Origin of the sequence: Mariniphaga sediminis (assembly GCF_003573545.1) — a bacterium.
Taxonomy (GTDB): domain Bacteria; phylum Bacteroidota; class Bacteroidia; order Bacteroidales; family Prolixibacteraceae; genus Mariniphaga; species Mariniphaga sediminis.
Map to the genome: position 1 here is coordinate 82,174 of NZ_QWET01000009.1, position 15,970 is coordinate 98,143.

The window sequence follows — 15,970 nt, forward strand, 5'->3', positions numbered from 1 at the left end:
ATTTTAAAAGTTAACTGTTACGCCTAGATTTATAACCCTGTGTGGTGGATAGTCCCAATAGCTGGAGGTTGATTCCGGGTCAAAGTCTGAAATATCAGGACACCATGTTAACAAATTTGAGCCGCTAACATACACGCGTAGCCCATTGGTACCGAGCTTGGTGTTCACTGATTGAGGCATATTATAACCTATTTCCATATTCTTCAGTCTCACGTAATCGGCACTTCTCAACCAATAAGTATTTCGTCCTTCGTTTGACCGCCAATATTCGCCCACATAACTAAACGACCTTGGTTTGTCGGCTTCAGGGTTATCTTCGGTCCAGCGCCCAACTGCATCTACCATATAATAGTTGCCGGCTTCTCCCGACTCTACATAATGGTATCTTATTTTTCCTGTAGCTCCCTGGAAAAGAACCGTTGCATAGAAATTACGGTAAGATAAATCGAAATTAAGGCCGCCAATAAACTTGGGAATTGCCCCTCTGTAGTCTCTCACCCGGTCCAGGCCGTCAATTTTTTTATCATCGTTAACATCTTCAAATATGATATCTCCGGGGCGCGCTCCTGTCCAGTGCGGATAAGAATTCACATGGTCCCAGTCCTTAAAAATCCCGATTGCCTGGTAATAAAGTTCAGACTGCATGGGATGTCCTTCCCTTTTCTGGTAGTCCGGAACCCCTGGTTCTTCGTCCCAGAAAGTAACTTTATCTTTCGTATATCCTCCATTAACCGTAACAAAATAATTGAAGTCCCTTATATTATTGCCGTATCCAATATTGAACTCACCTCCCTTGTTCACTACTTCCCCTATATTCTCCGGAGGAAGAGAAAACCCTGCCGAGGAAGGAATGGAAGCGTTTCGTTGTATTAAAATATTCGACCTGACATTATAAAAGTAATCTCCTTCTATGGATAATTTTCCCTTCATCAGTTTTGCTTCAAACCCAATATTGGTTTGGTTAGCGACCTCCCAGGTTATATTCTCATTTGGAATCCGGCTTTCATACAACGTTTTGTTTTTGTCATCTCCTCCGGTAGTAAAAATATTGTGTTCAAAGCCATTTAGCATCCAGTCATCACCAAATTCAAAGGTTGAAAGATACTGGAAGTTACCTATGCGGTCATTCCCTGTTTGTCCCCAAGACCCGCGAAACTTAAAAAAGTCAATAAAGTCCACACTATTTTTCCAAAAACCTTCCTCGCTCACTACCCAGCCGGCTGAAACTCCGGGAAAAAATCCCCAACGCTTGTCTTCCGGAAATATGTATGAGCCGTCGTACCTCCAAACAAACTCCAACAAGTATTTGGAAAGATAATCATAGTTGATACGACCAAAATAATTCATCCGGGCATACTCGCTGCTTGCTCCGGTATTATCTTTTTCCAAATCGCCACCCGCAAATAACTCAGGAATAGACTCTGAAAGAAAATACTTTCTTAATGCAGAGAAATACCCTGACTCTCCGACAGTAACTTCTGTTCCTACCAACACTTTAATCAAATGTTTTTCGTCCAGTTGTTTTTTGTAATTGACAAGAAAGTTACTGACAATACGCTGGCCATTATTCATTTCCTGGTCCAGTCTCGGTTCGCTTATTCCCCTTTTGGAAGAAGACAGTTTGGGCAACCCGTTTTCATCATAACTCTCTTTATCCCACACATAGAGATAATAGGGCACCTGCCATACTTTCTTGTTGGAAAAGTTCTTATCCACAGAAAAGTTTCCGGTCAACACTAAATCTTTAACCCAGGGTACCTGGAAATCCAGTTTTATATTGCTTTCAAAAACATAGTTCTTTCTTTTATCGTATCCGGGAATATCAGTCCCCATAAGCCCCGGGTGCCAATCTGATTCAACATCCGGTCCGGGGTATTCATCAAACCACCATGCAACATCCGTTGGTTTTCCCCTTGGAATAATCCGGAAAGCAACCCCACTGCTGTAAATAGGCAAATTCCTGTTCTCCTGGCGACCCGCAATATCAATAGCAAGGTTAAGATAATCGGACAACTTTGCATCGATATTACTCCGGAAATTAATTTGGCTGTAGCTGGTGCCACTTCGTTTATACGTGGCGTCCTGATACCTTCCTCCTAGAGAAGTGAAATATTTCAGTTTTTCTGTTCCTCCTCTCAAATTTATATTTGCATTGGTTTCCAACGAGAATGGTTTAAATACTTCATCAAACCAATCTGTATTGGGATGAGTATACGGAGACGATCCGTCTTTAAACTTCTGAATATCTTCTTCTGAAAACCTGGGGCTTTGTCCGGCATACATATCCACTTCATTCATCATGGTAGCGTAAAGCCACGACGGAGCCATGTCGGGAAGTACCGTAGGCGAAGCGAAGCCCTGATTAAATGTAACGCTTGTCTGTAATTTGTCCTCCACTCCGCGTTTTGTAGTTATCAGGATGACACCGTTTGCCGCACGGGAACCATAAATGGCAGCTGAAGCATCCTTAAGCACCGTAACGCTTTCGATATCCTGTGCGCTCAGGCGCGACATTCCCCGGTCCGGAACTCCATCAATAACAATAAGCGGGCTATTATTATTTAACGTGTTATTCCCACGTATTCTGATTGTTGGCTCATCGTCGCCGGGAATCCCCTTGTTCGACACAGTAACCAACCCGGGAACCCTACCGGTCAAAGAATTAGTAAAGTTTGTCGGTTGGGCAACTTCCAGTTTTTCTCCTTCTACTTTGCCGACTGCCCCTGTAATGGTAGCCTTTTTCTGTGAGGCATATCCAACCGCAACCACTTCTTCCAGTCCGATTGTCTCTTCCTGCATTTTGACATTAATGGTAGTTTGGCTTCCCACAACTATCTCCTGGGCCAACATTCCCACAAAAGAAAATACAAGAGTGGCATTTTCAGGAATATCTGTTAATAAGTATTCCCCTTCGAAATTGGTAACTGTACCCTGGGTTGTTCCTTTTAATATTACTGTTACTCCCGGAAGAGGCCGGCCATCGGAATCAGTCACTTTCCCTCCTATCTGCCTTGACTGTTGTGCCGGCTGCCTGTTGACCATCAGCATAATATTGGAACCCTCCATGGCATAAATAATGTCTGTGCTCCGAAAAATAGCTGAAAGAACTTCTGCCACAGCCTTGTCCTCTGCCATTACCGTAACCTTTCTTCCCAAATCGACTTCTCTCTTGTTATACACAAAAAGATAATCGGTTTGTTTTTCGATGGCACCCATCACCTGCTCAACGGTAACATCGGTCATTGCAAGTGTAATTTTTGATACCTGAGAGACTGCATTTGTTGCAAACACCCCCGATACAAACAGAGTCATCAATAAAATAGTTAGCTTCATTTTTCGGATTAGCTTAATTGATACGTCATCAAACTTTAATAAATAAATTTTCATACTTTTGTTCTTGATGGTTGATACAAAGATTGTTTTACGAGTCAGTCGCGTTTCGACCGTTTGCCGGTTGGCGTTGGAGCGCCCTCCGGCTTTTTCTTTTTAGTTCCTATTTCATTGGCAAAATCATTTAGTTAGACATACGCTGGTCTGGTTTTATTCGATGGTTATAACGTTGATTTTATCATCGATGGAGTAATCAAACCGGTTGCTCAACTGAAGTACTTTCAGGATATGTTCAATCCCGTCTTTTGTCCGGAATTTACCTGTGCAACGGTATTGAAGTATTTTATCATTCTTTACAATAATTTTCAGGTCGAAATAGCGTTCAAGCTTCCGGACCATTTCCGGGAAAGCCTCGTCATCAAAACTGATCAGGCCTTCTTTCCACATGAAATAACTTGCATGTTCAATAGGAGCGATTCTCAAACTGTTTTTCTCCATGAAAATTCTTTGTCCGGGTGTAATCAATCTCCCGTTTTTACCTCCCGCTCTAATCACTTCCACAGAACCGCTAAGGAGGGAAACCTCAAATTCCGGATTTTCAGTATAAGCAAGTACATTGAACTCGGTTCCCAACACTTTTATATCGTACTTTCCTGCTTTTACAACAAAAGGCTGCGATGCATTATGTGCTATATCAAAATAACCTTCCCCCTCCAGAGTAACCTCGCGGGTGCCGGATGAAAAAGTATTGGGAAAAGTAAACGTTGTATTGGCATTTAGCCACACTTTACTGCTATCGGACAAAGTAAGGAGCGCACGCTGCCCTGCCGGCACATAAAGAGTTTGGGTGGAGGCATGTTCGGAACCGGCCTTGTCAAAATAGCGGAACAGAATAAATGCCAGAACCAGGACGGCGGCCACTTTTAAAACTTCTGTCATTATCTTTTTGGAAGATTGCCATAATATCCGGGGGCTGTCCTTTTGATGATTTTGTTGGCTTTGGGGATCATACTGCCATATTGTTATATCATTCAGCTTACGCAATGCCAAAAACTCCTGCATATTCTCCACATCGGCATCCAGCCATTCCGTTATCTCCTCCTTTTCTTTTTCGGTAGCTTCCCCTGAAATATATCGCAACAACAATTTTTTATCCATTCGAATTATAAAAAACAGTTTAACTATCCGGCCATTTTGCCGCTGATATAATAATTACGATTGAGGAAAACGAATCCCTAGTCCGGAATTCGATTTTTTTTTTTCAGAATCCGTGTAAAATACAAAACCACAGGGGCAGATAATCTTTCAGTGCCACCCGGAGTTCGCCTACAGCACGGGAAATATGATATTCAATTCCCTTTACCGAAATACCAAGGTCTGCGGCAATCTCTTTGTAAGGTTTCCCTTCAAAACGACTCATCTCAAATACCTGGCGGGTTTTTTCAGGTAAAGATGAAAGGGTATCCCGAACAATTTGTTTTACTTCCGACGAAAATACCTCTTCCGGATTGCACGATTGCAAAGTAGAAATCCTGATTTCCAGTTCGCGGGTGAAATAATTGCTGATATGGCGGTGCGCATTGTGCTTCACCGCTTCATGTTTCAAATGATCGAGCGAAGCGTTTTTTAAGATAGTAAACAACAAAGGGGCAATCGGGCCTGTTTCCTCCTGTTTCATTTTTTCCCATATTTTTATCAGGGAATCCGAAACAATGTCTTCGGCAACCATATCGTCGTGAACATACGATTTGACAAACAGAAAAGACTTTCTGTAAAAGGAAGTATAAATTTCATTAAAATGGTCTGCCATAAAGCAAAACAAAGGTTAGGCTGTTGCAAACTTAAAAAAAATTAGACAGGAGCGAAATGGCATCTTTCATTATTCAGCAGCCCTATGCTTTTGACCTATTTATTCTCAGTGCATTATAAATATCCGGAGTTTTCTAAAACAGAAAATTGTCAACCTTTCAATTTACCTGTTGTTAAAATAGAATAACGTTGAGTTACTTTTTGGAGATCGGATTTTTGAAACGAACCATGAGAAAAAACGCTATACACACAGCAAAATTTCACCATGGCAGGTTCCCGGCCTGACTGCAAAGGACAGGCAGACATGCTTTATTTTAAACAAGTTAACAATTAGAACCATGAAAAACAGAATTTTGCATACCGCTCCTCTGAATACAGATATTGCGGCCTTTTTGCTCAGAATCATGCTGGGCGGATTATTATTTATGTATCACGGATGGATGAAAGTATCGACATTTGGTGAGATGTCCACACAATTTCCGGATCTGATAGGCATCGGGGGAAGGTTATCTCTAATCCTTGTCATATTCGCAGAATTCTTGTGCGGCATTTTAGTGACCCTGGGCTTTTTTACCCGGCTGACAGTAATTCCTATAATCGTTAATATGTCGGTGGCGTATTTTATAGCGCATGCAAACGATTCGTTTGCGGACAAAGAACTGGCATTCCTATTTTTGCTTCTGTCAATAGTTGTTTTTGTTCTGGGCAGCGGAAAATTTTCTATCGATAGCCTGCTTCAAAAAAAGCAAAAAAGAAAATACCGGTTTTAAGTTGTCCTGGGTCTCCTTCTGTTCGTGCAGGCAATTATTAACTTAATCCAAAGGGCATATCTGAAACTTGCCTAACTTAAATGTTAATCCCAAGAACAGCCCCTGCAAAACATCTTTACTTTTGCCGGTTAATTCCACATCGGAAGTGAAGCGATAACTCAAAGTAACGGCAGTCCGAAAAAAATTTGTCAGGTTAAACTCCAACTCCACTGCCGGCTCTGCAACAAAAAAGAAAGCATTCTCCGGAAAGTGAATGTCAAAGGGATCTTGCCACTGTCCCGGCCCGTAATTCCTCACGAGGCCGGTTCCACCCGCACCAAACAAAATCGGGAATGACAAATGTACTGGTTTCAACCCGTTAATAATTGGCTCAATAAAAATTCCGCCATAACCGCCCGCCAGCGAATACCAAACCGGGTCCTCAACAAACGGGTGATACCCATCAAGGTTGTTAAAAAATCCGTATCCTGCAACTCCAACTGCAGTAAAGTGGTTAAATATCAGCCCCATTCTACCACCCGTTACCAAAGCATCTTTTCCTTCCATTTGAGAATAGCCAATGGAATATGCCCCGTAAAATCCGCAACTTTTGAAAGTTGAAAAAAGGGTCTGAATTTCATTGTTTTTGATATCAACCTGGGCAAAATTCTGCATAGCTAACAGAATTGCAAGGATTAACATTGCGGTTCTTTTCATAACTGAATGAATTTTTAGAATTTAAAAAACGGTAATTTTTGATGTTCTCTCAGAATACCTGCCTTTTAGAGAAATAATATAGAATCCAGCTTTGGGAGGAGCAATTACTTCAGTTTTAACCTTAAAAACCGGCTCTTCCCAAATTATTTCCCCAGCCAGGTTATAGAGCGAGACAGACATGCCTTTCTCTATGTCAGGAATCTCTATATAAAATGGACTACCTCTTTTAACGGGATTAGGAAAAACCCGAACCGGTTGAATGGGTCTATCGGGGCGTTGAATATTTGTTACAAGGCTTTTATCGGTTGTGTAAATCCGTTCATCCAAATACTGAATCATAAAAATTCTACCCCCTTCATTTTCTACAAAATGCTGGGGCATATAAAATCCGGTCTCGGAAAGTCCCAGACCGAAATCAATTCTGTGCCAATCCCTCCCTTTTTCTTCTGAGAAATAAGCACCTCCTAACCAGACTGTTATAGAAGCATAAGAACTGTGCCAATTTCCGTTTTGGGCAAAGTGAATATTATTTAATGCCCGATCCATCCACCACGATACAGGTTGACCAACCTGAAACGGCAACCATGAAGTATTGGATCTTACATCCAGAATGCTTTTGCAAATATTTAATTCCACATAAAAATTGGAGCCAACACCTGAAAAGCTGAAATAGACGCTGTCGCTTGGAGAAATCGTCAACCCGGTGATTCTCCCAACTTTAATCGGACCTTTGATGGAATCCACCAACACAGGAATTTTTCCCCAAAGTCCACCATCATCTTCTGAAATAAACAGACCTCCACTTCCGTTTATATTATTGTCTGTAATAGCCAAATAGAGTCGATTGTTTTTATCAACCGCTATTCCCTCACACCCCCTGAAACTTCCAAGACCATTATTGCGCTCCATCCAACTTGCCCCCCCGGTTATCAGAGAAAAAGACACCATCTCCTTCCCCCCATTCTCCTGTTATAGAAAAAATACCTTCTGTTCGGTTTTCGACAAACTGTGTAACCGGGAAAACGGAATTCAGTGAAACCGAGTCCCAGGAGAGCCCAAAATCCTCTGAAGAATAGACCTTTCCCAAACCACCGGCGTACACTTTCCCCCACCGTGAAGAGAATATGGTGAATACAGAAGTAGCAGTTAAGACCTGCTCAAAACGTTCACCTTCATCCGTACTTTTCAGAACTCCATTGGTAGTACTCACAAACAATATGGAATCATTTACAAGGGTAATTCCTGTTTTGGGGTCACCCCAAAATTCGTTTGTCAGGCTCCAAAATTGTTGAGAATAAGTATAAAAAGGGCACAAAAATATTAATATGAGGGTTTTAATTTTTAATGTTTTCATGATTCTTTCAGAGATTAAAATGTATAAAAATCAACAAGTTGTTTAGGAGTTAACAATATATTGATGATTTAGAGAAGTACATCCCAGTTTGAAAAGCATTACCCGGACGAATGTTCTAAAATCCAGGATTCAGCCTGGGAAATGGTTTCGCAAAGAATTGTTATGATCTTACCGCTGCTTTTCTTTTTTAACTCAAGAGAGGACATTTTGGAAAACAGATCGGGCGAAATGATGCTGATGTTGTAGCGCAAACCGTATTCATAGTTTAACGGGAAGAAGTAATTACTAATCCAGTCAACCAGTCCGGACCATGCCCCTTCAATTTCTTTGGTATCGTGTACATGAAACCGGCAACCGGCACGTAACCCTTCCCTTTTTTGCCAATCAAGCATGCGCATGGATGCTGCTTTCACTTCCTCTTCCGAACAAGGTCCGGTCCATTTCATTATAAGGTAATTCTTACGGGGCTCATAGCTCAGTTTGGCATAAACATCGCCCTCCTTATTTTTTATCAGATCGACAACAATCATTTGCGAAACCTAAAAAGTACCTCTCAATTTACATCATTTTTCATGACTTCGGGCAGAAAAAACTCGATGTTATGCTCAGGAGCCAATTTAAAAGCTTTTGACAAATCGAGTTGGGAAATATCTGGCACCAAGGTTAAATCCGGCCTGTCTTTGGCATTTTTAATTACCGTCCCAATGGCTCTGAAATAATCGAGTAAATTACCTGGATTGAGCAGTACTACCATTTTCCCCGGTGTATTTCCCACATTCTTAAAAGTATGAATGGCATTGGAAGGCACATGCACCACGCTTCCGGGTAACACTTTAAAAGGATTTTCCACATTGTTCAGAATAAATTCAAAATTTCCTTCCAGCACATAGAAAATTTCTTCATCGGGATGGCTGTGTGGAGGCGGTCCTCCCAAAGGCGGTACATTTTCTTCAAATACAGCATAGCCACTTTGTGTTTCACTGTTGGACACCAACACTTTAATGACATCGGTTAAAACCAATAACTCTTCATTTTTGCTTCTTGTTTTCATTTGTTTTATTTAAAAATTTCACAACAAAACAAGTGAAGAATATTCAGCTGGTACTTGATCCAAATCAAGAAAGGAATTTTCAGTATTCAATTAGCGGCAAGTTATTTTTGTTCCATCAAACCAGTAACTTCGCCCGGTAGCGGCTTAATGTTTCGGGCTTGATCCCCAAATAACTGGCAATATAATGAAGCGGGATACGCTTGAAAACTTTTGGATGCTCTTCCATAAGGTTTCGAAATCGTTGTTCGGGGGAATATCTGAGTAGCGCTGCTTCCCGTCTTTCAGCCCTGAGAAGCTGATCCTGCAAAATGGCATCCGAGAACCTTTTTAGAGACGGAAATTTTTCAATTAATGCCATCACATCATCGTAACCCAAAAGCAGCAATTCGCATTTCTCAATGGCTGCAATATTCACAATGGAAGGTGTTTGGCTAAGGAAGCTGGCTAAAGAACCAATGGCAGAATTTTCAAAAAAGAAATCATTGCAAACCTCTTTATCAGGCGATTCATAAAAAAGTCGCATACTTCCGCGCTCTATAAAACCAATTGACTGACAAACCTCTCCTTCATGCAAAAAGAATTCGTTCTTTTCAAGAAAAACTAATTGCGAGGCATGTATTATTTCTTTCAGTTCTTCATCAGGCACATTAAAAGCCCTCTGAATGTTAAAAAAAATCCGTTTCATAGAATGAAAGAATATTATCCGGTTGTACCCATCGCATTGGCAATCGCATTGATACTACGCAGGAGATCATTCAGCAACTGGTTTTGTCTTTCCCTGTTGCCGGTTTTTTGAGTTTTCCTCCAAATTTTCAGCAGGTTAACCTGTTGCTTATGAAGAGGCAACAACGCTTCTGCCCTCAGCTGTGTGGAAAAGTAATGGTTTCGGCGCCTTTCTTTGATGGGGCTTCCCAGCAAATCGACCATGGTTTTCCGGGTCAGTGCAAGTTCATCGAGCAACAGTCCGAGAATTTCATTTCGTATCTTGGTATTTTCAACCAGGCTGGCGTATAACCGCATAATATCCTCGTCCGTAGCTGCCAGACTGGTGTCTATATTGGTCAGCACATACCGTACAAAATCATCGGCCTTTACCAGTTTTTTCAGAAGATCATATTTTTCGGGCTGTTCATTTTGCATTTTATGCAAGGTTGAACCAACACCATACCAACTCGATATATGCATCCGCGACTGGGTCCAGCTAAACACCCAGGGAATAGCCCGCAAGTCTGCCAGCGTGCGTTTTCCTGTGCGACGTGCCGGACGCGACCCAATTTTGCTGGATTCGATAGCATCAATGGGGGTGGCCTGTTCGTAAAAAGCGATAAAAGACGGAAGCCCGGTGAATTTCTTAAAAGCCCGGTAACTCTCGCGGGCCAGGTAGTCAAACAGCTCATTTCGCTGGTGGTTAATTGTCACCTTGTTTGCCCTGTTTAACAGGGTTTGACGCGTAAGGCCTGCTACCAACAGCTCCATGTTGTAGGCTGCGTTCACTTTGTTGGTATATTTCCGCTCAATGGTTTCCCCCTGTTCGGTCATTCGAATCAATCCGTTCATGGTAGAAACCGGGAGCGACTTCATAAACCAGTGGGTTGGCCCCGCCCCCCTGCTAATAGTTCCGCCTTTGCCATGGAAAAACCGCAGTTGCACCCCATGTTTCCGGGCTACTTCATAGAGCTTCACCTGGGCATCGTACAGATACCAGATACTGGCCAATATGCCACCGTCTTTATTGCTGTCGCTGTAGCCAATCATAACATCCTGAACAGGTTCCGGGAGGTTTTTATATTCTTTGATGTATTCCAGGCTATTCCGGGTAACCGGATGACTCAAAAACTCATCCAGCACTTTGGGGCTCCTCTTCAAATCATCGATGGTTTCAAACAGCGGCACTACCGGCAAGGGACAAACCAAACCACCATTGGTAAAATGAGAAAGCCCTGCCTCACGCACAAACAGGTAAACGGTAAACAAGTCAGTGGCATTACGGGTCATACTTACAATAAAGGATCCGAGCGCCCTCTCCGAATATTTGTGAATATGTGCGCCAAGGGTCTGGAAGGATTGTACAACTTCCTTCGCCTTTTTTGAATCGAGAAAATCGATGCTGCTGATAAATGGACGGTTGTGCCCTAATTCATCCTTTATGAACTGTCCGAAAGATTTTTTATCTGATGAAAGGGTTTTGTACTTTACCGGCAGGCTGGCTTTTATCAAATCGCGCAGGGCTTCTTCGTAAAATTTGCTGTTCTGCCTGATGTCGAGCCGCGCCAGGTGAAACCCAAACACTTTCAGGTGCCGCAGCACTTTTTGCACATCGTAAACAGCAAGCGACCGTGCTCCATATTCCTTTAAAGCATCTTTCAAAAAAAGAAGATCTTCTATCAGTTCTCCCGAATTTTTATACGATACAGGAGTATCCTGCAGTTCAATACCACCCGCCGCAGTTTCCGCAACAGGGAGTTTCTGCTTTATCAGATACAGGTACGCCTTGAAAGGTTCGTTCGAATTGTTTTCCAGCGTAACGTTCTGCTCTTTTTGCAGCTTCTTCATGCGCTTTTTAAAACGGGCTGAAAGACAATCGCTGCTGCAGTAAATACTTAATTTATCCGAAAGTTCATCGAGCATCGACTTCAGCAGCAAAAAAGCATGTAACCTGAAAATACGAAGCGTGGTTGCAGTCACCCCGGAAGTAACCAGCGGATGGCCGTCGCGATCGCCGCCTACCCAATTCCCGAAAGTAATGGTGGGAAAATTTTCAGTGTCTTCAACCCAAACAGGATTAAACCCGGCTTTTTCCCATGACTGCCGAAGCTTGTAATCGAGATAATGAAGCATCTCCGGAAAAACTTTATAAAAGTAGTAAAGTACATTTTCAAGTTCCGATTCCACGGCAGGTTTTTCCAGAAATATTTCCCCAATAAACCAAAGCTTGTGCAATATCTGTTTGATATCATGTTTTATCTCTTCCTTCTCATAGCTGGTGTACATTGAATTTTCACGCTTCACCAACAGCAGATACAACTGGCGGTACAGGGCAAGCACCACTGGGCGTTTAGCCTCTGTTGGATGAGCGGTGAGTACTGGTTCGGCATGTATCTGGCTCAGGGTTTCTGCAATAACCTTCTCCCCGATACCTTTTGTTTTCAGATCGTTGAAAACATTCCCCCACATGCCACTCACACTTTCCAACCCATCTTTTTCCTGAATAGCCCTTCTGTTTTGAACAGCCCCGTTCACCTCAGCCAGGTTCAGCAACTGAAAACTAATGGAAAAAAGGTGTAGCAGCTTTTCTGTATTCTTCCCATCGAAAACAGGCCCTCTCTCTAAAATCCACGGTACCTGTGCCGCCAGCTCAGGTTCGTTGTTCTCCCGCAAAACTTCGGAGAAGCATTCCAACAAAAATTCCAAATCAGAGTAAGGTTTACCTATTCGCTTTTTTACTTCTTCAAGAAGGTGTTCCATGCCGCTGAAATTATTCTATTTCCCTTTAAATAAAGGATATTACAATTTTTTTAATCAGAACAGGTTTTGAGCCACTTTGTTTGGTTTTTATTCACTTTTTCTTCTTTATCTTTTCACAAAATATAAAAATGAGAATAAATGTTCCCGGACAATAAAGCTAACTACACATTCAAATTACCATCCTGAATTTTGAATGGAACTGCCATGCTCAACGGATACGACACAACTCATTATCAGATACCAAACAAAACAGACACCTAACAAAATCCATCAATTGGATTGATCTTGTAAACAGTTTTTATATGATGGCCAATGAGCTACAACTCTCTCCCCAAAAAACCAGTGAACTCCTAATAGAAAAACTAGCCGACCGGTATGCTCATTCTTTTATTTGTTTGCCTTCGGAACCTTCTTTTTCCGTTCCATCCAGTAATAAATAATGGGCAACACCATCAGCGTAAGCATGGTGGAAGTAATCAACCCGCCAATAACCACGGTAGCCAGCGGACGTTGCACCTCAGACCCGGGACCGGTATTAAAAGCCATTGGAATAAAACCCAAACTGGCAACCAGCGCCGTCATCAATACCGGCCGCAGCCGGTCGGCAGCCCCATCGAGTATTGTTTGTTTGAGGTTCTTCCTGTTTTCCTTCCGGAGTTCATTAATATGATCTATCAAAACAATACCGTTTAATACGGCCACCCCAAACAAGGCGACAAAACCAATACTTGCCGAAACAGAAAGATACATGCCGCGCAGCCACAAAAGAAAAACGCCCCCCGACAGCGCAAACGGCAGGTTCAGTAAAATTAAAATGGCGTATTTCATTTTTCCAAAATTCAGATACAACAGCCCGATGATGATAAAAATAGAAAGGGGTACAACCAGCAACAGATGCCGCATAGCCCTTCTTTGGTTTTCAAAAGAGCCGCCATATTCAATAAAATAACCGGCCGGAATCTCCGTATTCTGTTCAATCTTTTGCTGAAGGTTAGACACATAAGTACCAAGGTCGATATTTTTTATATTAATTCCTACAATCAACCTGCGCCACCCGTTTTCCCGCTGGATTTCGCGAGGTCCTTCCTGCAGTTCAATATTGGCTACTCTTTTCAGGGGAACAAAATCGCCACCAGGTAAATGTACCGGTACATTCTGTATTTTATGCAACTCGTCGCGCACGTTCGCCGGATACCGGACCACAATGCCGAAACTCCGCTGGCCTTCGTACAATATCCCGATTTCCTGCCCGCCAATTCCGGCTTCAATTACTTTCTGCACATCATTTACATTCAACCCGAACGAAGCCACAGCCTCCCGGTTAATTTCAATGGTAAGGTAGGGCTGCCCTACAGTCTGTTCAACAAAAAAATTATCGGAACCCTCCAATCCGGGCAACAATTTTGAGATGTCATCGCCAATCTGGCCAAGCACATCCAAATCCTCTCCATAAATCTTAACTGCCAAATCCGATTTCACCCCACTGGTGAGTTCATCCACCCGCATGGCAATGGGCTGCGTAAAATTGTATACCAGGCCGGGTTCGGTTTGCAGATAAGGCTCAATCCGGGCAATAATATCCTCCTTGGTAATTCCGGCGCGCCATTCATCCGTTGGTTTTAGCACCACCCAAACATCTGTTTGGTGCACGCCCATCCAGTCGTTGGCTAAATCTGAGCGCCCTGTTTTCGGCACCACAGTGAGAATCTCAGGAATATCCTGCACTAATTTACCAGCCAGCCAGTTGGCATTTTCAATGGATTGCTCGAGTGTTACCGAAGGCATTCGTACCTGCTCAACCAAAATGGAGCCTTCATCCAGTTCAGGCAGAAACTCGGTGCCAAGTCGCGACATCAGAAAAACGGAGGCGGCAAAAATAACAACCGCTACAGAAACGACCGTCCAGCGACGTTCCAGGTATTTCTCAAGAGATCGAATATAATGCGGCTTCATCCAGTTGATCAACCGGTTTTTCCTCACCTTCACCCCTTTCCTGAAAATAATGGCAGATATTGCGGGAACAAAAATCAGCGCCAGCAGCAACGACCCAAAAACCGCTGCCGCTACCGTAATAGCCATGGGCCGGTACATAATCCCTTCCATCCCGCTGAAAGTCATGATAGGAACATAAACCATTAAAATGATCAGCACGCCGAAAAATATGGGCCTGACCACCTGCTGGGCTGCATTTTTAATCAGCTCACCCTTATCGGAACCTTTATCTTTTTGAAGGCGGTGAACAATGTTTTCCACCATTACTACCGAACCGTCCACGACCATTCCAAAGTCGATGGCCCCCAAACTCATAAGGTTGGCAGCCAAACCAAATTCACGCATACCGATAAATGCAAAAAGCATGGATAAGGGAATGACCATAGCCACAATGAGCGCTCCGGAGATTTCACCCAACAGAAGCAATAACACTACAATTACCAGCAGCCCGCCTTCCACCAGGTTAGTAGAGATGGTGGCCGTTGTCCGATCAATTAAGTCTGACTGGTCATAAAATTTTTCGATCCTGACCCCTTCCGGAAGACTGGTATTAATGGTTTCAATCTTTTCTTCAATATCTGAAATTACCTCTCTTCCGTTTCCTCCGCGCAACATCATTACAATTCCTGTCACCACTTCACCTTTTCCATCCTGGGTTACACCTCCCTGCCTGATTTGAGTCCCTATTTCCACTGAGGCAACATCGCGGATAAAAACGGGCTTATTTTCCACGTTTTTTATAATAATATTTCGAATATCATCCACCTTATTTATTTGGCCAAACCCCCTGATGATGTACTGTTCGTTATTATGTTCCAAAAAATTCCCTCCTGAAACACTGTTGTTATTTGCGATCGCGTCCATCACATCAGAAATGCCGATGTCGAACATGCGCAACCGCCCGGGTTGTACAATAACATTGTATTGTTTTACAAAACCACCGAAAGAGTTAATCTCCGTCACCCCTTTTACCACTTTCAACTGCGGGGCAATCAGCCAGTCCTGAATTTCCCGCAATTCAGTAAGGGAGTAATTTTCGCCATGTACCACATACTGGTAAATTTCACCGAGTGCGGTGGAAATGGGCCCCAGTTGCGGGCTCGAAACATCGGGAGGCAACTCGTCGCTTATCGACTGGAGCCGCTGGCTCACCATTTGACGCGCAAAATAAATATCGGTTCCTTCTTCAAACTCGACTGTCACAGCCGACAATCCGAATTGAGAAATAGAACGCACCTGGGCAATATTCGGGAGGCCGTTCATGGCGGTTTCGATGGGGTAACTTACCAGCTTCTCCACATCGAATGGAGAAAAACGCCCGGCTTTAGTAATGATTAAAACCTGTACCGGCGTTACATCGGGCAACGAATTAATGGGGAGCCGTATGAGCGAAAAGTAACCGCCCACGGCCATTAATACCACCAGGGAAAGAGCCACATATTTTTGCCTGACACTGAATGTGATAATATTCTTAAGCATGAGAAACTAATTCTTTTGGTTTTT

General features: G+C 42.9%; 12 protein-coding genes. 1 reads left to right on the forward strand and 11 read right to left on the reverse strand.

What is annotated here, in order from left to right; all coding sequences use genetic code 11:
* Window positions 1–3: 3 nt before the first annotated feature.
* From D1164_RS13415 to D1164_RS13425, 3 genes are all read right to left on the reverse strand, one after another.
* Window positions 4–3,333, reverse strand: a complete 3,330-nt coding sequence (locus D1164_RS13415; protein ID WP_206611007.1) for a TonB-dependent receptor — start codon at window positions 3,331–3,333, stop codon at window positions 4–6.
* 207 nt (window positions 3,334–3,540) lie between these two features.
* Window positions 3,541–4,488 carry a FecR family protein gene (locus D1164_RS13420; RefSeq protein WP_119350509.1) on the reverse strand — a complete coding sequence of 316 codons (948 nt, stop codon included), beginning with the start codon at window positions 4,486–4,488 and terminating at the stop codon, window positions 3,541–3,543.
* 103 nt (window positions 4,489–4,591) lie between these two features.
* Entirely contained in the window at window positions 4,592–5,140 is a 549-nt protein-coding gene (locus tag D1164_RS13425) for an RNA polymerase sigma-70 factor (protein ID WP_119350510.1), read from the reverse strand.
* Between the two features lie 337 nt (window positions 5,141–5,477).
* On the opposite strand from D1164_RS13425, the gene D1164_RS13430 reads away from it, so the two are divergent.
* Entirely contained in the window at window positions 5,478–5,909 is a 432-nt protein-coding gene (locus D1164_RS13430; protein ID WP_119350511.1) for a DoxX family protein, read from the forward strand.
* A gap of 42 nt (window positions 5,910–5,951) precedes the next feature.
* Here the strand turns inward: D1164_RS13430 and D1164_RS13435 are convergent, their stop codons facing one another.
* The 8 genes from D1164_RS13435 to D1164_RS13470 all read right to left on the reverse strand — a co-directional run bounded on the left by D1164_RS13435 (window position 5,952) and on the right by D1164_RS13470 (window position 15,946).
* Complete coding sequence (locus tag D1164_RS13435) at window positions 5,952–6,605, reverse strand: hypothetical protein (RefSeq protein ID WP_119350512.1); 654 nt, start codon at window positions 6,603–6,605, stop codon at window positions 5,952–5,954.
* Window positions 6,606–6,626: 21 nt separating this feature from the next.
* Window positions 6,627–7,514 (reverse strand): T9SS type A sorting domain-containing protein, encoded by an 888-nt coding sequence (locus D1164_RS13440; protein WP_172594453.1) that lies wholly within the window; start codon window positions 7,512–7,514, stop codon window positions 6,627–6,629.
* Complete coding sequence (locus D1164_RS13445; RefSeq protein ID WP_119350514.1) at window positions 7,501–7,959, reverse strand: beta propeller repeat protein; 459 nt, start codon at window positions 7,957–7,959, stop codon at window positions 7,501–7,503. The genes D1164_RS13440 and D1164_RS13445 overlap by 14 nt, the downstream gene beginning before the upstream one ends.
* A 98-nt stretch (window positions 7,960–8,057) precedes the next feature.
* Window positions 8,058–8,489 (reverse strand): hypothetical protein, encoded by a 432-nt coding sequence (locus D1164_RS13450; RefSeq protein ID WP_119350515.1) that lies wholly within the window; start codon window positions 8,487–8,489, stop codon window positions 8,058–8,060.
* Between the two features lie 23 nt (window positions 8,490–8,512).
* Entirely contained in the window at window positions 8,513–9,010 is a 498-nt protein-coding gene (locus D1164_RS13455; protein ID WP_119350516.1) for a cupin domain-containing protein, read from the reverse strand.
* Between the two features lie 115 nt (window positions 9,011–9,125).
* Complete coding sequence (locus D1164_RS13460) at window positions 9,126–9,695, reverse strand: Crp/Fnr family transcriptional regulator (RefSeq protein ID WP_119350517.1); 570 nt, start codon at window positions 9,693–9,695, stop codon at window positions 9,126–9,128.
* Between the two features lie 14 nt (window positions 9,696–9,709).
* Window positions 9,710–12,475: a phosphoenolpyruvate carboxylase gene (locus tag D1164_RS13465; protein WP_119350518.1), complete on the reverse strand. Its 2,766-nt coding sequence runs from the start codon at window positions 12,473–12,475 to the stop codon at window positions 9,710–9,712.
* A gap of 387 nt (window positions 12,476–12,862) precedes the next feature.
* Window positions 12,863–15,946 carry an efflux RND transporter permease subunit gene (locus tag D1164_RS13470; protein ID WP_119350519.1) on the reverse strand — a complete coding sequence of 1,028 codons (3,084 nt, stop codon included), beginning with the start codon at window positions 15,944–15,946 and terminating at the stop codon, window positions 12,863–12,865.
* Between the last annotated feature and the right edge of the window lie 24 nt (window positions 15,947–15,970).